Consider the following 16,012-nt stretch of genomic DNA (forward strand, 5'->3'; position numbering starts at 1 on the left):
GATACCGAAAATTTGAGTCTGTAAACGCTTTATAAAGTTTTTTGCGGATGAGAATGATAAATCACCCGCATAGGGAAGCACAGTTTAACGATGCGCCGCTGATTCAAGATGTCGTTGAATGGTACTTAATACGGCTCTTACTGCTTCTGGTGATAATTCGCCTTGTTCTGTTACGGGCAGATAAGGCCGGGCTGGTAGCAATAAAGATTGATTGCGGCCAGCTTTACCTCCCAATTGATGAATACGCCCGTAAACTAAGTTTGTACCGACAACTGCCGTGTGGGAATCATATCGGGTACTGACTGAACGCATCAAACGAGCAGTTTTTTGCAGTGTCTGACCACCACGTTCCTTTGCAGCCACAGAGGGTATCCATGCAGGGCGTCCTTCAGCTTCAAAGTTAAAAGCGGTTTCTGCTGACAATGTTCCAGCAATTTTACGCATGGCAAGTGTCAGATCATTAGTAGCCAATTCTAATGCCCGCAGTCCACGTCTTAGGTCTCCATCATTAATAGTGACAGTGATATTACTCATTCTGTCCTCTCAGTTCGCGGCGGGCCAGTCCAGATAGCTCCCCCTGATACCTGGCCAAATCGGGACGATATGCTGCCCCCGGCGAATATGACCAACCTACATCAGTCGCCACTTTTGTTATGCCGGTGTTGAATGTAACAACGGGCTGCATCTCACCTGTTTTTTGTGAAACCAATTTCAACTCCCAGCCCATTGCTTTACCTGAATGCATAACTTTTATCCCTCTGGCACGAACATCATCATGACTGAGGGCAATTACACTGCAACGGCAACGCCAGCCATTAGGAGGGTAGAAGGCTTGCCAAAATGGGTCGTCAGAGCGAAATACCAAACCATGCAATGCGAGATGGCTCTTGCGTGTATGGTTATCGTTGATCCCTGTATACATCCAGTACGGTCGGTCATCAATATTTTCCATTTGTTCGGCCCAACGGCCCGCACTGTACAGCACCGACATGTTGGTACGAAAGATAGTCTCAAGGCGCCACGGGCTACCTTGCTGAACAGTGACACGTTCCCCTGTAACGGGGTCATCGGTTTCTTTCGTTCCCCACCACCCCTTACGTCTTAATGTTGGCTCCAGCTTCTGACGAAACCAACGATCAGTCTTGCCTTCATCCAGTGCCTGCTGTAGCGCCTGGCGAATATCTTCCAGAATATCCAGACGCGTGACTTTCGCCACCGTGAATGCACGGGCATGAGTCTCTTGCCAAAGTTCTTCCCAATCCCACGTTATCTTGTAACCCTTAGATTGCAGATAACCAATGGCTCGCTTGGGAGGTAATGTCATGCAATACGCCAGTTCAGGCGTGGTTATGTTCATGCAAGCGCCCCCAGATGTTAGACACAAACAAAACCCGTGCTAGCCGCTCTTGCAAACCCTCTGCGTCCATTTGTGGATAAAGCTCGGCTAACTCTCCTATTAGATCGCTGGGATTAACACCGTTTTGAATACGATGGAACAAAGGGAGCAGCAGAGATTCCAATGATTCATTCAATGATCCTTCATTCATCAAAATATCCAGTGCTTCATCTAAGGTGTCTTGTGCTGCTAAATCTGCGTGAACAGCTTCAGAGAACGCCAGTGGGAGTGATGGAATAGGTGTGGTTGACAAGGTCGTTTCATCAATATCCCCATCCTGCAATTGATATTCGCGTTTCCAGTATTGCGGAGTAAATCTGACACCAGCCTGACTCAACTTAACGTCACGATTAGCCTGTGTTTCATCAACCGATTGCTGTTCCCAAAGACGATAGACTGGACATTCAACGTTACCGAAGTTCAGTTCTACGACCCAGCGTATAGCCTGATTAATGGCGCTGGTGATAACGTCAACATCAGCATCACGAATATCATCCGTTACCTCCAATCCCGCTTGTGCAGAGGCTTTATTGCTGTTTGCTTCGGTCGTTTGGTTTTGTCCCAGTAACGCAATGGAGATCTCACTGCGAGCAACGGTAATTAAATTCTGGTAAATATCACTGCTGTCTGATTTACCTGCTGCTTCTTTAATCTCAACGGAGGAATCATCAGGAATGGCGGCAACTGCATCATCAATCATCGCTTCCATCGAATCCAATAACAGATCAATTTCACTTTGTGGCGTACCTCGTGGATGCTTTCCAATCACCCACGGTGAACCATACTTCTCAGCAAAGCGCACCCAAAACTTCATGCCGCCTTTCTTAAAGGTGACGGGCCAGAAACACATGGATAAATCTGGAAATCCATAAGGGTTGTCATAAGTAGCATCTTGACGTGGTGTTACAAATTTATAGAGAGGAACCAGTTCTCCTTCAACGCCTGCATCACGGGCACGAAAACGCAGTTGGTTATCACGGTCATAGTGGAACCAGTCAGGCGGTTTGCTAACAATATCCGTCACTGACCATGATTGATTCTGGTTCCACATCAATTCACAAGGCTGATAGCCGTATAGAACAGCGTCATGCATTTCGCCAATGATACGTGACATATCCAAGTCCGCGAGCATGTCGCGGATAAAGTTAAAGACTTGCACAGGGGCATTGCTGCGTTCTACACCACGCTCCAGTGCTTTCACTCCGGCCTTGCGGCGGCGAATACATCCACCAACTAAAGGATCAGTACGTAATTCACGATAGATACGAATATCTCGCCCTTGGGCTTTGAGAATAGGATCAGGGTTAGGTAGATATGTCCCCAGACCGTAGAAGTCAATGGAACGGCTACGTGATGCAATTTGCTCAGTGAACAACTGCTTTGATTCGGAAAAGTTAATAAATTCTGTTGGTGAAACCCAGATACCACGTGCCATTAGTATCCCTCCAGCATACGTGCAGACTGACGGCGTCGGCGGGAACTTGCCTTCACCGGACCTTTGTTAATTTCACGGCTGGCGAAGTATGCTAGGGCAAGGGCTATCGCTGCATCACCGTGGCGCTTGCCGCCGTCCGCTTTTGCTTTTGAGCGCTGATCAGGTACACGGGGAACACCGTTAATGACCTGTACTGCTCTCAGGTCATCCAAAGTGTCTTCATCCTTTGGCAGTGCCTCCAGATTGCCGTCTTCCAGCGCAGCCTTCACCGGGGGCATATTGTCACGGTACCAACCTTCTGTGGGCATGACTTGCTGCACACGGCTGGCGCCATATTTTTGCATGGCATATTCGGCCAGATAAGCACCGTTACCACGGGCATCAAAGGCTGCACCCAGCAGATTAGGAAGTCCATCCATTAGATACCAAGTGATTTGTTCCTGTTGTTTAAATGGCACGTTGCGCAGCTCCAGCACGAACGGCACTCTACGTACCAGATTTCTTTGTTGCAGCAATGGATAATCCACGGACAAATCTCCACTGCGGCCAAAATCGCGTCCCAGAAACGAACGAGCATCAGAAGGCAATGCATCTAGCAACGGTTTCAGGTTGGCTTTTAGCCACTCTTCGGTATCTGTGCGGCGTATTTCATCGGATTTAAGCTCATATCCTTTCGGACAAGTCAGTCGCAGCAGTGGCGTATCGGGAGACATCCGAGATTCAATCAGAGCGCGGGACAACCATGCTCCACCACCATTAGCAGGAATACAGTCCAATTCTTCTGATGCTCCAGCTCCGTAGAACTTGTACACCGACATCATCCACTGTTGTTCAGCCTCTTGTGACCATTCACGTCCGGTACGTAAGCAGACACGGTGGAATAGTCCTTCAACCACAGCTTCCTTAAAGGTAATACGGTGGATAACGCCGTCTCTGTGTCCTGCCCGAATATCGTTCAGCAACTCATTAAACAAGTTGCTATCCCCGTTATGGGTGGAGATCACTCGCACTTTACCGCCCCAGATAAGCATGGCTAGCGCCGCTTTCAGTAATTCATCGAGCTGTTCGTGGAAAGCAGCTTCATCAATGACAATGATCCCCTGACGGCCACGCAAATTAGACGGACGGCTAGAAAGCGCCACTACACGGAATCCAGAATCTGGAAATTTGATAGTGAAAGTTTTGATGTGCTTATCATCTTCGTCTTCTTCCCAGAACCCTTCTTCAATTTCACTGGCCGCATAGTTGAAAGCACGAGCCCACATTGCACAGGCTTGAATATATTCAATGGTCATATCTTGGTTATAGGCGATGTAATACACATTCATACCACCCGCAGCGGCAGAAGATGCGGCGATGAGTACATTATCTGACGCTTCAGCCCAAGTAATTCCCGTTCGACGACTCTTCTCATTGACTTTAAGAGGAGACGAGTCGGCCACCCATCGTTGCTGGTATGGCAATAAGACAACAGGTGCTGCTATTGAGGAAGTATCTGGTAGAACAGGTGCAAGCTGACTCATGTAGCAATTCCCAATATTTCCCGACGTAATGCAGCAACTGCTTCGGCAGATAATCCACCTTTGCGTGCAATTTTCTCTGCATTACTTGCGGCAGCTTCAGTCCGTGCCCGGACTTCAGATTGGAATTTTTTCAGATTCACGCTAGCGCGAGAGAGTGTAGCTACATTTTTTGCCACCGTTGAAAGCAGTGTGACACGCTCTTTTGGCGCAATTTCTCCGTCTTCAGCTTCCTGAAGTTGAATAATACTTTCAAAAAGTTCAGTCTGAATTAAAGCAATCACTGCCTCAGAACGTGCATCTTGATCATCCACTGCACCTTCTGTGAGCATCCGTGCTGCTTCTGTTGCCGCCCGTATTGCACCGTATCGCTTTTATATTTTTTGTCCATAGCGGTGAATAGCGGACTTACTGATTACATAACCTTGATCACGTAGCAAGGTTTCAAGTTCCTGGTATCCACTAAACCCTGATTCAGTCAACGCCCGTTCCAACCAACGCCGAACGTCTTCTGGGAGTTTATCGATTGTGCTTCGACGCGCCATTATTCACTCCAGTACTTTTCAGGACGAGCAATACCAAGGCCGCATTCGATCGTATATTCAACAACATCAACACCAATACGAGTTAAGTCAGCAAACCAACTACCCGATGGCTGTTTATTGAGGTCAATTAATTTACGGTCTGCCAGATAATCCAACTCCTTCCGTAATTCCAATGCAGTGACGTCAGGATAAATCGCGCGAGATATATCCAATAACAGAGTTTCACTGGCGGTATATGGGCGGGTTTTATTCAGTGCGACCAACAGACTCCAGCGCAATGATTCACGACGAACACGAGCAACATCAATCATTTTTACCTCCGGCAATTCGGTGCTGCTGCACCACCTCTAATTTGCTGTAAAGAGCATCCAGCTTGGCTTCAATTACTGTCTGACCACGAATGTAATCTTCACGGCGCACGTAATTCAGCGGCAAGTCAGCCTTAAACTGCATAAACTCACGTTCGAGTTGAGACCAATTGTCTACGGAATTCTTAAGCGCCTGTTCTAATGAGGTATGTCTTTCCTCCTGTCGCTCTTCGGCTTTGCTGAATAACCACTTTGCGATACCAAAAACGAAACCGAGGAAAGAGAGCAGAAAACCTACGGCAGCCCAAAATTCAATCTGTAGTGTCATTGTTGTAGTCCTTCGATGTAATCCAGCAGGCCATTGACCTGCGCTTTCAATGCAAGACACTGTTCTCCGTTGTCAATGATATTGGCGAGGATATCTCGTTGCGTGATACCGGATGGCTGTAGTTGGGCATCAGAGCTTTCATTTCCACGGAACGTTTCATCAGCGCCGGAGGTAACGGAGGCAGAGCGAGTTTGTTCACTGGACAGGCCGAGGGCAGCGTTGTATTGCTGCATGAAGCCACGAGTAAACACACAATTAACAGGATGAAACTGTTGTTTTTCATCCATCCAACTCTGGGTAACATGGCCAATTTTCCTCTTCAGTTGTTGGTTTTGAGTGCGGAGTTGTTCAATATCGTTGAGATAATTGGATTCTGCCTGATGCGCTGAGTTGACCTGCATTTGGTAACGTTGCTGCAAGGCATTGAGTGCTGACAGTTCCCGCTCTGTCCGTTGCTTTTCCAGCTGAAGAAATTCAGTTTTCTGCTGTGCTAATGCGGTGTTTCCTGTCTCCGTTGCTTTCTGAAAGCCTATGGTATGGCCTCTCCAGTAGGCCAAAGCGAACATGCCAATTAGCGACAAAATCAATACAACAGGTTTAGCCCATAATTTAATTGGCACAGCTGGTACCTCCCCAAGCCAAATAACGAGGCGCGAGTTCCAGTAATATGCGTTTGGAATAATGTCGATTTTCTTTCCATGCTGACGCTCTACGCCCAGCATTCTGAGATTCAACATGACCGAACCAGACCCACGGATTGAGACCAACTGCCTCGGTTTTCTTCTTATCCCGTAGTAACCAGCCTAAGCCTCCATTATAGGAAGACAGCACCATCGCCATTCTTTGGCACTTATCGGCAGCTTTAATGCGTTGCCATAGCCAATGGTCATAGTGAACCATTGCCCGTATAGACCAGACTGGGTTGAAGGGATCTTTATTGGATAATTCAGGAATGCGTTGACTAATCCAATCCACTGTTGCGGGCATAAACTGGGCCATACCCTGAGCACCAATAGGCGAAATAGCTCGTGATTTCCAGTCACTCTCCTGATGCAACTGAGCGGCAAAATCAGCTACAGGCGCATTCAATCCCCAGATCACACGAGAAGCACGTATCAGGTCATTGCGGTATTGCCGCGAACGGTGTGGCAGTTCGTCAGCCAATGCTGGGCTGACCATACCGCTACACCACAACAGAACAATTCCGATAATCTGCCGCCAATTCATAATCACAACCCTGTAGCTACGCTCAGACAGGTGGCGGCAACAATCAGTGCACGGCGTATCAGAACGGCTGCAAACACCATATGGTAGCTAGCCTGAACGGGGTATTTTCCTTCTTTCATGAGTATTTCATCATATTTCAGATACTGACCGGGCCTTGCTTTCGGGAATAAACTGCGGTCAAGCCAGTACCCCAAGACAACAGACAGAGCAATAAGCGACAATTTGTAGATCACAACAGGGACTTGTTGAGGGGAAACTAAACCGATAGTGATCAGCAATAGAACAGCTGTTAACAACCAGCCACCGAGGCGTAATTTTTTGATAAGTGATACAAACGATTTGAAAGTTTCCACTGAACTATCTCCGTAGTCGTTGATGGAAACAGTTTTGCCAATTTATCGGGAAAAGGATTTTAAAGGGCGTTAAGAGCGCATCAGAAAAGTAAAAGACAGGATAAGAGCGACCTGCCTAACACTCGAATACTGGGTAGGCTATCAACTCACAGGTATGTACTGTGAGTCAACCGAGGCTCTTTCAGTTATTGATTATTGATGACCGGGAAAGCCGAACTCATTTTCAACTAATGGAAAAGGCTTACGGATAATGAAAGAACAATCTTTACCTATCGTTCCGTGGATTGGTGGTAAACGCCGATTAGCAAAACATATTTTACCGTTATTTCCTGAGCATACCTGTTATGTCGAACCGTTCTGTGGTGCTGCCGCGCTGTATTTCCTAAAAGTACCGAGCAAATGTGAAGTGATTAATGATCTTAATGGTGAGTTGGTGAATCTTTATCGCGTGATAAAACATCATTTGGAAGAGTTTGTCCGGCAATTTAAATGGGCATTGGTCAGTCGCCAAATTTATAAATGGTTGCAGATGACCCCCGAAGAAACGCTAACCGATATTCAGAGAGCAGCACGTTTCTACTATCTCCAAAAGCAGGCGTTTAGCGGCAAGGTTGCTGAACATACTTTCGGTACTTCCACCACCAGCCCACCGCGATTTAATTTACTCAGAATAGAAGAAGAGCTATCAATGGCCCACCTGCGACTGGCAAGAACGATCATTGAAAATATGAGCTGGGCACAATGCGTCCAACGGTACGACAGGCCACATACGCTGTTTTACTGTGATCCGCCGTATTGGGGTACCGAAGGATATGGCATAGATTTCGGACTTGAGAACTATGATCTATTAGCAGAACTAGCACATACCATTCGAGGGGAAATGGTAATTTCGGTGAACGATATTCCAGAAATGCGTAAGGCATTCAAAGGATTGAAAACGCAAGTAGTCAATATCGGTTACAACTTGAAAGTTACGGGGAAAGCTAAACAGAGTAAAGAGCTGATTATTTGTAATTTCTAATAACCGAGAATGGCAAGGCAATATATTTGCTTTGCCATTTTTTACCTTTAACCTAAGCCAATAGAACGGGATACAAACTGTAAGCCTATTCCGAGAGTTTGGCTCACTAAAGACCTTAACGCTTCTTTACTTTCAGTCTTCAATGTTTCCTTAATGCGATCACCTAATGGGGTTTCTAAGCTATCAGGGATTGCTTTGAGAACTTCTAAACCCTCAGCAGTTAATACGGCTCTATGACAACCTGCTGAGCTCATAGTCCCTGCCAAGTAACCATTTGTCATAAGCCAATCCACTGTATCCAGAAAGAATCTATGATCTTCTACTGTAATACAAAGTTCGTCAGAGTATATTCCATCAGAATATTGAAGGGGTTCACCGATTACCTCTATAGATAAAAGATCTATCTTTAAAGGAAATGACTCATATAGCTTCCCAAATATAATACCTACAATTTCATTAAACTTTTCTATGTTTGTAGTAGACATAAATATCCTATTTGTTTCTAAATTTTCAATTTCAACGTTCCACTAGGTACATTCTGTTGATCTAAACAAACAGATTGGCAAGCTGATATAGATATATACCCGTAATTATTGAAACTGCTTGATTTTCGCCCAAATGAAGCTCATGGTATCAGTCATGAAAATATTCATTACCGATGAACAAAAGGCCGAACTTGAACACCTCCATCACACCTGCCGTGATAAGAGAGAGTGTGATCGCATCAAAGCGGTCCTGCTGGCCTCTGAGGGCTGGAGTTCAGTCATGATCGCTCAGGCCCTGCGTCTTCATGAAACGACCGTTAATCGTCATATCAGCGATTACCTTAATCACCGCAAAATCAAGCCTGAAAATGGCGGCTCTCAGAGCTATCTCAGCGAAACACAGACTCAGGAACTTATCGCTTATCTGACCGCCAATCTTCTGCCCACCACACAGGCGGTTACCCGTCTTGTCGAAGAGAGGTGGGATATCAGTTACACCGTTCCCGGCATGAATAAATGGCTGCACCACAATGGCTTCAGCTATAAAAAACCGACCGGCGTACCACACAAATTCAATGCGGAACAGCAACGGGCCTTTATGGAAGCCTACGGGAAACTGAAGCAGGAAGCCGGAGACCATGAGCCTATCCTGTTCATTGATGGCGTCCATCCCACACAGGGGACAAAACTCGCTTATGGTTGGATGCGCAAAGGCCAGAAAACTACGGTGAAAACAACGGGCAGCCATACCCGTCTGAACCTGATGGGGGCCCTGAATCTGGCCGATATCAGTCAAACGGTGGTGCGCGAATATGACCGTATCGACAGTTATCACATCGCCGAGTTTTTCATTGCCCTGCGTGAAACCTATCCGGTCAGTCAGAAGATTCATATTATCCTTGACGGAGCCGGTTACCACCGGAGTAGGCTGGTAAAAGACTGGGCTTATGTAATGAATATCGACCTTCATTATTTACCGCCATACAGCCCGAATCTGAACCCGATAGAAAGGCTGTGGAAGGTGATGAATGAACAGGTCAGAAATAACCATTATTTCGCCTCGACGGCCTTGTTCAGGCAGGCAATACATCGCTTTTTTACGGAAATATTACCGGAACTTGCCGGGAACCTGTCGTGCCGTATTAATGACAACTTCCAAGTTTTGAATCCTGCATCTTCAAGTTAAGCGGGTATAGATAAAACTGTTTCGTTATCCTCTATATCAAGAAAACAATTATTTCCATTAGCTATATAATCATTGGGAAGTTTGGCATTTGTGGGAATTAATAAGTTACGCACAGTCCATACCCTTATATGAAATAGAAAATAACTATATTTTTAAGAACTTCTACGTTGTAAGATGACATCTATGGTATCAATAACATTCTGATTTTCATCTATTATTCTATTTTCTATCTTCCTGTGCTTGTCCATTTTTTTTCCACAAAGCGTTATCAACACGACCCAAGAAATAAAGATTATCAATGACTTATCATTAAGTACCAATACATTAGTAAATCCTCCACCGAAAAACATCATATAAGCGTTCCATAGGGCAAACGTGAATGCTATAAGCACGAGGCTAAGTAATAGCAGGCAAGGTGTATTTATGTAATAACGCCATTTAGCATCTTTATTTTTTATAAGTAGTTCTCGTTTTATAGCAAGTAACTCCCGACTATCCCTTTCATGAAGCTCACGCGGGCGAGATGGCATGGGGTTAATATTGACGACTGAACCTACATGAATAGAACCATGATTGTTGCCACCAACGCTGATGGTTATTTGTCGTTCCTGCCCATCTTGGGGAAGTTGTTTAAGGCTATCAAAAACTTGTTCTGCTAATGTTTGTAATTCTTCATCTCTTCTGTTCATGCAAATCCTTTACTTTTTTTAATGATTAACAACTAGCTTTAATACTCTGTCAATTCTACTGTCATCGACAACCGACTCTTTAATTAAAAAGTTATATATTTTTGATGATTGCAGGACGAGTTCATCGGGCGTCCAGCGGCGATTAGCCTGTTGTGCCATCGAATCTAGTTTATGAACAATTTTTCCCAGTAATTCTGTATCTATCTCACTGTTTTTGTAAATGGTAGAGGCTGACTGTTGAACTTGCCCTGTTATTAGGTACAACACATCAAGACCAGCTTTTGCCCAAAGGCTTATAGCATCAGCCCCTGGTGCAGATTCGTCTTTTTCCCACCTTATCTGTGATTTTCTTGATGCGCCAACCATCTCTGCGAAATCGGACTGACTAAACCCCAATCGCTCACGCTCTTTTTTTAATCTCTCACCAAGAGACATTTTTGTCACCAAAACCCTTTACAAGTCCCATTAATGGGACAATAATGTCATGTATTGTACAAACATCATTGCATTACCGGAGGCCATAGCATGACACCCGAGAAAATTAAAAGCCGCTTTCATCAACACGGCATCACTATTACCCAATGGGCACAGGAGAACGGGTATTCCCGCGAAGCTGTATACCGAGTTCTTAATGGACAATCCAAAGCTAATTACGGAAAGGCCCATGAAATAGCTGTAAAGCTAGGTTTGAAAACGCCAAGTTTAGGCATTTAAATTTAGCCTAACTATTTTATCACTTTATGTAACAGATTATCACATATTGAAAAGGGAGAGTGTGACATGCGCAAAATTAACGTTTCCAGTTCTGGTACGCGCATATTACGGGTTCTTAAGGCTCTACGTGGTCATTCCTTGTCTGGGCTGAGTAATGGTGAATTAGCGGAATTACTGGGGGAATATCCCGCAAATATTAATCGTGCACTAAATACATTAATAGAAGAAGGGCTGGCGCAAAAACTGAGTAGCGGCAGATATGCACCAGGTATGCAATTACTGCAAATAGCACAATCGTTTTCTAATGAAATGGCTAACACTCAAGCCAGAATTACAGAAATGAATCAGCGCGTTCTAGCGGATAGCAGAAATTAATTAACAGGGGATTTATATAATGGCACGCTCAAAAAATACAACATCAGTAAAACTGGCCGAAGATGTTCAACTTGCCGACGATCTACAGGTCAATCTCAACGCTATGACAACACACCGTCTGCAAATCATGGAACAGTTTGGTGATGGTTTGCCGTATGAACGTGATCGCATCGTCCATGAAACCCGTTTCTACATGGCTCAGAGTGCTGAAGCGATGTTAGAAGCTGGGAAGCGCCTCATTATTCTTAAAGAGAATGAACCTCATGGCGAGTTTGTTAACATCGTTAAGGATCAACTCGGTCTGGAACCCCGTATTGCCCAAAAAATGGCACAAGCTGCACTCAAATTTCTTTCACCTGGATTAGAAACAAAAGCGAAAACGTTTTCGCTTTTGGGACGTTCCAAACTGTATGAATTGATGCTTGAAGACGATGATGAACTGTCTGAATTGGCTGAAGGTGGCACTGTAGCTGGTCTGACATTAGATGATATTGATCGCATGTCTGTCCGCGAACTACGTAAAGCCCTGCGTGATACACGTGCTGATCTGGATATTTCACGTCAGACGGTACAAGAAAAAAAGGAACTTGTTAGTAGTTTGATTGAGGAGAAATCTGAAATCCAGCACAAACTTCAGCGCCGAATCAATCATGAAAAACCGGAAGAAGAAGGTGCAGCTTTGACACAAGAGGTTAATTCATTGTCTTTTGCTATTGATGCCGCTATCACCAATCTTTTCAATGGATTTGAAACGCTTAATGACCATACCACACGCACCGATATTAGTCATGTTGGGTTTATGGCAGGCGTACTCGATGACCTTGAAGTCAAAATTCGTAACCTACGTAATCACTTTAATCTGCCTGAGTACAGAGAACACAGCATTGTTCCTGATTGGGCTAAAGAAGGTGCGGAAGCAGAAGAGGAAAGATTCGAACGACCAGAATGGATGGATAAGGAAGAGGCACATGAATAAATCTGAATTGAAAAAAATGCTTGAAAAGAAATTGAAGAAATAAGGGCAATAACATGAATACCACAATGACCGAACGATTAGTTTCTATTGCACAGGCAGCACATAAAGCCGGACATGGCAGTAAAGAAGCAATATATCGGGCGGCTTGTGAAGAGCTGTGTATGTCACGTTCAACATTGATTAAAAAACTTGGTGAAGTTTCTGGCAAAAAGCCACGCAAGAAACGTTCTGATGCAGGTAATAGCGCGCTGACACGTGAAGAAGCAACTTTGATCTCAGGGGTATTGATGGAGGCCACTCGTAATACAGGGAAACGGTTATATAGCCTCGAGCAGGCCGTTAATGATCTGCGTTCAAATGGCCTGATTAATGCAGGCCATATTGATACCGAAACAGGTGAATTTTCTCCGTTATCCATTGACGCTATTAGTCGTGCATTACGCCAGTACAAACTTCATCCTGAACAGTTGAAAATGCCTGCGCCCAGCCTACAATTGGCTAGCCTGCATCCCAATCATGTCTGGGAATTAGACGCCTCAATTTGTGTGTTGTATTACCTAAAAAACCCTAATAAAAACAATGGGGTTGACAGTGGATTACGCATGATGCCTGTGGCTGAATTTAATAAAAATAAGCCGAAAAATCTGGCTCGTATCATTAATGATCGCGTCTGGTCGTTTGAATTAACAGATCACACAAGTGGCTGGATATATGTTGAATACTTATTTGGCGGTGAAACCAGTCAGAATTTTACTTCTGTGTTGATTAACGCAATGCAAGATCGTGGTGACGCAGATGTATTACACGGTGTACCCCAAATTTTATTTACTGACCCCGGTTCTGCTTTGACAGCACCTACACTACGTAACTTGTGTAAGGCCCTAGGCATTCAAATGATACAACACAAGGCCCGTAACGCCCGTGCTACGGGGTCTGTTGAAAAAGCACGTGACATCATCGAACGCAATTTCGAATCTGGTTTACGCTTTCGACAGGTTGATGATATTGATGAACTTAACCGCCTGGCACGGCTATGGCGTATGAAGTTTAATCGCAGTGCAATACATAGCCGACATGGACAAACCCGTACAGATTGCTGGCTAAAAATCACAGCAGAACAGTTAGTAAAAGCACCTGCCATTAACATTTGTCGTGAATTGGCAATTAGCACCCCAGAAAGCCGTAAAATACAGGCAACCTTGCGAGTATCTTTCAGGGGACGTGAGTATGACGTCAGTACTGTTCCTAGCGTGAGTGTTGGTGATTCTATCATGATCACCCGCAATCCGTGGCGTGACGAAGAGGCACAGGTAGTCATTACTGGTGAAGATGGCTTTGAGGCTTTCCATCTTGTTAATGAAGTCACTAAAGATGAGTACGGCTTTGCCATCGGCGCACCTGTAATTGGTAGTGAATTCCAAGCCATTCCTCAAACAATTGCACAATGTAATTTAGCCGAAGTTGAACAGAAAATCATGGGGACAAACAACACGGCTGAAACTGAAATAGCACGTAAATTGAAAACACTTCCCCTCAATGGTCGGTTTGATCCATATTTGGATATTGAACGTAATGATGCACCAACGTATATGCCAAAACGTGGACAAGCCTCTACGGTACATAGTCCACGAATTGAACAGCTTATGAACCCGGTTGATGTTGTCAAAATTTTACGTGAACGGTTTCAATTACATGGTAAGACATGGCGTGGTGAATTTTATCAGCAAATAGTTAAACGCTTTCCTAATGGTGTTCCAACAGATCAAATTGATGAGTTGGTTGATGAATTCATGGGGCAATCAACAACTGTTGTACGTAATATTGTTAACGGTAATTAGTTTTTCATGCTGTATATTAAGGAAAAGAAAAATGGCAATTAAAGTTCATGATCCACTGCTTTCACTGACAACTCAAAATACAACTGAGGTTTATTTATAAAAGTGATCCAGTTTGTTTTCGTGAAACTCATCATAACGTAAGAAATATAAAGGATATTTTGCCAGGGAATGATGTTGCTATCTCTTATTATCAATGGCATATGCAGAAATAAAAATAGCCGCTTAACGGGGGATTATTATGCTGGTGTTTAAACAGCAGTTACAGGTACATCAGTTAACACAAAGTGCAGCAGCAAGTGCGGCAGGAATTTCAGCGGCGGCGTTGGCTCAAATTGTTAATCACAATATATGGCCACGACAGAACGCAGATGCAATTCGTCAGCGTATTACTGATTTCTTGGCAAAAAGAGGTATCGATACCACAAAAAGTTTTGAGGTGGTACAAACAACCAATAAATCAGATATCTATATCGATAATAAAAATACAACCCTCATTTCTGAGGAGGAAAACATGTTACTAAAAAAACAAGTGTTATTTCCAGCTACGAAAAAGCACTTTGGTTTATTTCGTGATCCATTTGAAGATAGTGCAATTCAAAGTGCTGAAGATGTTTTTGTGACTCCAGATAGCCGTTATGTACGAGAAGCCATGTATCAAACAGCCCGCTATGGTGGTTTTCTGGCAGTATCAGGGGAATCGGGTTCAGGTAAAACGACACTGCGTCGTGATCTTATTGACCGTATTAACAGGGAAAATACCCCCGTTATTGTTATTGAACCCTATGTATTAGCAATGGAAGACAATGATGTAAAAGGTAAGACCTTGAAAGCATCAAACATTGCTGAAGCTATTGTGAATACCTTAGCGCCATTGGAAAACTTGAAACGATCGCCTGAAGCACGCTTCCGCCAGTTGCACAAGATATTGAAAGACAGTTCACGGGCTGGCTATCAACATGTGTTAATAATAGAAGAAGCACACTCGTTGCCTTTACCGACATTAAAACACCTTAAACGATTCTTTGAACTGGAAGATGGATTTAAAAAACTGTTATCGATCATTTTGATTGGTCAGCCTGAACTGGAATTGAAACTATCTGAACGTAATCAAGAGGTTCGTGAAGTAGTACAACGTTGTGAAGTTGTTAATTTATTTCCTCTTAATGATTATCTAGAAACATTTCTGGATTTTAAATTTGGTCGCGTAGGCATGAAGACTAACAAGATTTTAGATAATAGCGCTATTGGTGCTATCCGTGACCGTTTATGTCTTAGTCGGCATAGCGGTAAAGAAACTGTTAGTTTATTATATCCATTAGCTATCGGAAACTTGATTATTGCAGCTATGAACATGGCTGCAATTAATGAGATACCTATGGTTGATGCCAATATTATTCGCAGTGTTAGCTAAAGATATCATTATAAGAAAAAGTTCTACTTAACAATTAATATTAACAATATTCATATTAAAACTGCCTTATTACAAGTTAAATATGCAATTAATAAACTATCAACACAAAGATTCACTGTCAGCCGAATCGATATCAACCCGCAAGGTTGCCCAATAATCATTGGGCGGTATGATGTTTATTGCCGCCTATATCAAGGAAGTAGAT

At 44.0% G+C, this 16,012-nt stretch carries 19 protein-coding genes and 1 pseudogene; 7 read left to right on the forward strand and 13 right to left on the reverse strand.

Annotated elements, in window-relative coordinates; all coding sequences use genetic code 11:
• Nucleotides 1–84: 84 nt before the first annotated feature.
• The 10 genes and pseudogenes from B0X70_RS17280 to B0X70_RS17325 form a co-directional block, all read right to left on the reverse strand.
• Nucleotides 85–534, reverse strand: a complete 450-nt coding sequence (locus B0X70_RS17280) for a phage virion morphogenesis protein (protein WP_065389182.1) — start codon at nt 532–534, stop codon at nt 85–87.
• A complete protein-coding gene (locus tag B0X70_RS17285) occupies nt 527–1,357 on the reverse strand; it encodes a phage head morphogenesis protein (protein ID WP_217469930.1) in 831 nt (276 codons plus the stop codon). Before B0X70_RS17285 ends, B0X70_RS17280 begins: the two co-directional genes overlap by 8 nt.
• Nucleotides 1,338–2,831, reverse strand: coding sequence for a DUF935 domain-containing protein (locus B0X70_RS17290; protein WP_040153005.1), 1,494 nt, complete (start codon nt 2,829–2,831; stop codon nt 1,338–1,340). The genes B0X70_RS17285 and B0X70_RS17290 overlap by 20 nt, the downstream gene beginning before the upstream one ends.
• Complete coding sequence (locus tag B0X70_RS17295) at nt 2,831–4,354, reverse strand: hypothetical protein (RefSeq protein ID WP_217469931.1); 1,524 nt, start codon at nt 4,352–4,354, stop codon at nt 2,831–2,833. Before B0X70_RS17295 ends, B0X70_RS17290 begins: the two co-directional genes overlap by 1 nt.
• Nucleotides 4,351–4,896, reverse strand: a pseudogene (locus B0X70_RS17300) (DUF3486 family protein). Before B0X70_RS17300 ends, B0X70_RS17295 begins: the two are co-directional and overlap by 4 nt.
• The gene (locus B0X70_RS17305) at nt 4,896–5,207 is read right to left on the reverse strand and encodes a hypothetical protein (RefSeq protein WP_040153013.1); all 312 of its coding nucleotides are present in this window, start codon (nt 5,205–5,207) and stop codon (nt 4,896–4,898) included. The pseudogene B0X70_RS17300 and the gene B0X70_RS17305 overlap by 1 nt, the downstream one beginning before the upstream one ends.
• On the reverse strand, nt 5,200–5,532 hold the full coding sequence (locus B0X70_RS17310) for a hypothetical protein (RefSeq protein ID WP_040153014.1): 333 nt from the start codon (nt 5,530–5,532) through the stop codon (nt 5,200–5,202). The genes B0X70_RS17305 and B0X70_RS17310 overlap by 8 nt, the downstream gene beginning before the upstream one ends.
• A complete protein-coding gene (locus B0X70_RS17315; RefSeq protein WP_217469932.1) occupies nt 5,529–6,152 on the reverse strand; it encodes a hypothetical protein in 624 nt (207 codons plus the stop codon). The genes B0X70_RS17310 and B0X70_RS17315 overlap by 4 nt, the downstream gene beginning before the upstream one ends.
• Nucleotides 6,142–6,759 carry a transglycosylase SLT domain-containing protein gene (locus B0X70_RS17320; protein ID WP_040153018.1) on the reverse strand — a complete coding sequence of 206 codons (618 nt, stop codon included), beginning with the start codon at nt 6,757–6,759 and terminating at the stop codon, nt 6,142–6,144. The genes B0X70_RS17315 and B0X70_RS17320 overlap by 11 nt, the downstream gene beginning before the upstream one ends.
• A gap of 2 nt (nt 6,760–6,761) precedes the next feature.
• A complete protein-coding gene (locus B0X70_RS17325; RefSeq protein WP_217469933.1) occupies nt 6,762–7,112 on the reverse strand; it encodes a putative holin in 351 nt (116 codons plus the stop codon).
• A gap of 250 nt (nt 7,113–7,362) precedes the next feature.
• Between B0X70_RS17325 and B0X70_RS17330 the strand changes: the two genes are divergently transcribed.
• Nucleotides 7,363–8,133: a DNA adenine methylase gene (locus tag B0X70_RS17330; RefSeq protein ID WP_217469934.1), complete on the forward strand. Its 771-nt coding sequence runs from the start codon at nt 7,363–7,365 to the stop codon at nt 8,131–8,133.
• A 47-nt stretch (nt 8,134–8,180) separates the two neighbouring features.
• Here B0X70_RS17330 and B0X70_RS17335 read toward each other — a convergent pair whose 3' ends face one another.
• Nucleotides 8,181–8,618, reverse strand: coding sequence for a hypothetical protein (locus B0X70_RS17335; RefSeq protein ID WP_105397952.1), 438 nt, complete (start codon nt 8,616–8,618; stop codon nt 8,181–8,183).
• A gap of 154 nt (nt 8,619–8,772) precedes the next feature.
• On the opposite strand from B0X70_RS17335, the gene B0X70_RS17340 reads away from it, so the two are divergent.
• Nucleotides 8,773–9,804 (forward strand): IS630 family transposase, encoded by a 1,032-nt coding sequence (locus B0X70_RS17340; RefSeq protein WP_217469783.1) that lies wholly within the window; start codon nt 8,773–8,775, stop codon nt 9,802–9,804.
• Nucleotides 9,805–9,956: 152 nt separating this feature from the next.
• Here B0X70_RS17340 and B0X70_RS17345 read toward each other — a convergent pair whose 3' ends face one another.
• Both B0X70_RS17345 and B0X70_RS17350 read right to left on the reverse strand, forming a co-directional pair.
• Complete coding sequence (locus B0X70_RS17345; RefSeq protein WP_217469935.1) at nt 9,957–10,493, reverse strand: hypothetical protein; 537 nt, start codon at nt 10,491–10,493, stop codon at nt 9,957–9,959.
• 18 nt (nt 10,494–10,511) lie between these two features.
• Entirely contained in the window at nt 10,512–10,928 is a 417-nt protein-coding gene (locus tag B0X70_RS17350) for a helix-turn-helix domain-containing protein (RefSeq protein WP_082301050.1), read from the reverse strand.
• Between the two features lie 90 nt (nt 10,929–11,018).
• Between B0X70_RS17350 and B0X70_RS17355 the strand changes: the two genes are divergently transcribed.
• The 5 genes from B0X70_RS17355 to B0X70_RS17375 all read left to right on the forward strand — a co-directional run bounded on the left by B0X70_RS17355 (nt 11,019) and on the right by B0X70_RS17375 (nt 15,807).
• Nucleotides 11,019–11,207: a BcepMu_gp16 family phage-derived protein gene (locus B0X70_RS17355; protein WP_036777229.1), complete on the forward strand. Its 189-nt coding sequence runs from the start codon at nt 11,019–11,021 to the stop codon at nt 11,205–11,207.
• A gap of 66 nt (nt 11,208–11,273) precedes the next feature.
• Nucleotides 11,274–11,582 (forward strand): helix-turn-helix domain-containing protein, encoded by a 309-nt coding sequence (locus B0X70_RS17360; protein WP_217469936.1) that lies wholly within the window; start codon nt 11,274–11,276, stop codon nt 11,580–11,582.
• Between the two features lie 19 nt (nt 11,583–11,601).
• Complete coding sequence (locus B0X70_RS17365) at nt 11,602–12,558, forward strand: hypothetical protein (protein ID WP_036777233.1); 957 nt, start codon at nt 11,602–11,604, stop codon at nt 12,556–12,558.
• A gap of 53 nt (nt 12,559–12,611) precedes the next feature.
• Nucleotides 12,612–14,396 (forward strand): DDE-type integrase/transposase/recombinase, encoded by a 1,785-nt coding sequence (locus tag B0X70_RS17370; protein ID WP_217469937.1) that lies wholly within the window; start codon nt 12,612–12,614, stop codon nt 14,394–14,396.
• A gap of 238 nt (nt 14,397–14,634) precedes the next feature.
• Nucleotides 14,635–15,807 carry an ExeA family protein gene (locus tag B0X70_RS17375; RefSeq protein WP_217469938.1) on the forward strand — a complete coding sequence of 391 codons (1,173 nt, stop codon included), beginning with the start codon at nt 14,635–14,637 and terminating at the stop codon, nt 15,805–15,807.
• Nucleotides 15,808–16,012 lie beyond the last annotated feature (205 nt).

The organism is Photorhabdus akhurstii, assembly GCF_019090985.1.
GTDB lineage: Bacteria > Pseudomonadota > Gammaproteobacteria > Enterobacterales > Enterobacteriaceae > Photorhabdus > Photorhabdus akhurstii.

Excerpts from the sequence above, each read along its gene's own strand:
- B0X70_RS17280 (WP_065389182.1), bottom strand. The coding sequence starts at position 534 with ATGAGTAATATCACTGTCACTATTAATGATGGAGACCTAAGACGTGGA.
- B0X70_RS17285 (WP_217469930.1), bottom strand. The coding sequence starts at position 1,357 with ATGAACATAACCACGCCTGAACTGGCGTATTGCATGACATTACCTCCC.
- B0X70_RS17290 (WP_040153005.1), bottom strand. The coding sequence starts at position 2,831 with ATGGCACGTGGTATCTGGGTTTCACCAACAGAATTTATTAACTTTTCC.
- B0X70_RS17295 (WP_217469931.1), bottom strand. The coding sequence starts at position 4,354 with ATGAGTCAGCTTGCACCTGTTCTACCAGATACTTCCTCAATAGCAGCA.
- B0X70_RS17305 (WP_040153013.1), bottom strand. The coding sequence starts at position 5,207 with ATGATTGATGTTGCTCGTGTTCGTCGTGAATCATTGCGCTGGAGTCTG.
- B0X70_RS17310 (WP_040153014.1), bottom strand. The coding sequence starts at position 5,532 with ATGACACTACAGATTGAATTTTGGGCTGCCGTAGGTTTTCTGCTCTCT.
- B0X70_RS17320 (WP_040153018.1), bottom strand. The coding sequence starts at position 6,759 with ATGAATTGGCGGCAGATTATCGGAATTGTTCTGTTGTGGTGTAGCGGT.
- B0X70_RS17330 (WP_217469934.1), top strand. The coding sequence starts at position 7,363 with ATGAAAGAACAATCTTTACCTATCGTTCCGTGGATTGGTGGTAAACGC.
- B0X70_RS17335 (WP_105397952.1), bottom strand. The coding sequence starts at position 8,618 with ATGTCTACTACAAACATAGAAAAGTTTAATGAAATTGTAGGTATTATA.
- B0X70_RS17340 (WP_217469783.1), top strand. The coding sequence starts at position 8,773 with ATGAAAATATTCATTACCGATGAACAAAAGGCCGAACTTGAACACCTC.
- B0X70_RS17345 (WP_217469935.1), bottom strand. The coding sequence starts at position 10,493 with ATGAACAGAAGAGATGAAGAATTACAAACATTAGCAGAACAAGTTTTT.
- B0X70_RS17350 (WP_082301050.1), bottom strand. The coding sequence starts at position 10,928 with ATGTCTCTTGGTGAGAGATTAAAAAAAGAGCGTGAGCGATTGGGGTTT.
- B0X70_RS17355 (WP_036777229.1), top strand. The coding sequence starts at position 11,019 with ATGACACCCGAGAAAATTAAAAGCCGCTTTCATCAACACGGCATCACT.
- B0X70_RS17360 (WP_217469936.1), top strand. The coding sequence starts at position 11,274 with ATGCGCAAAATTAACGTTTCCAGTTCTGGTACGCGCATATTACGGGTT.
- B0X70_RS17365 (WP_036777233.1), top strand. The coding sequence starts at position 11,602 with ATGGCACGCTCAAAAAATACAACATCAGTAAAACTGGCCGAAGATGTT.
- B0X70_RS17370 (WP_217469937.1), top strand. The coding sequence starts at position 12,612 with ATGAATACCACAATGACCGAACGATTAGTTTCTATTGCACAGGCAGCA.
- B0X70_RS17375 (WP_217469938.1), top strand. The coding sequence starts at position 14,635 with ATGCTGGTGTTTAAACAGCAGTTACAGGTACATCAGTTAACACAAAGT.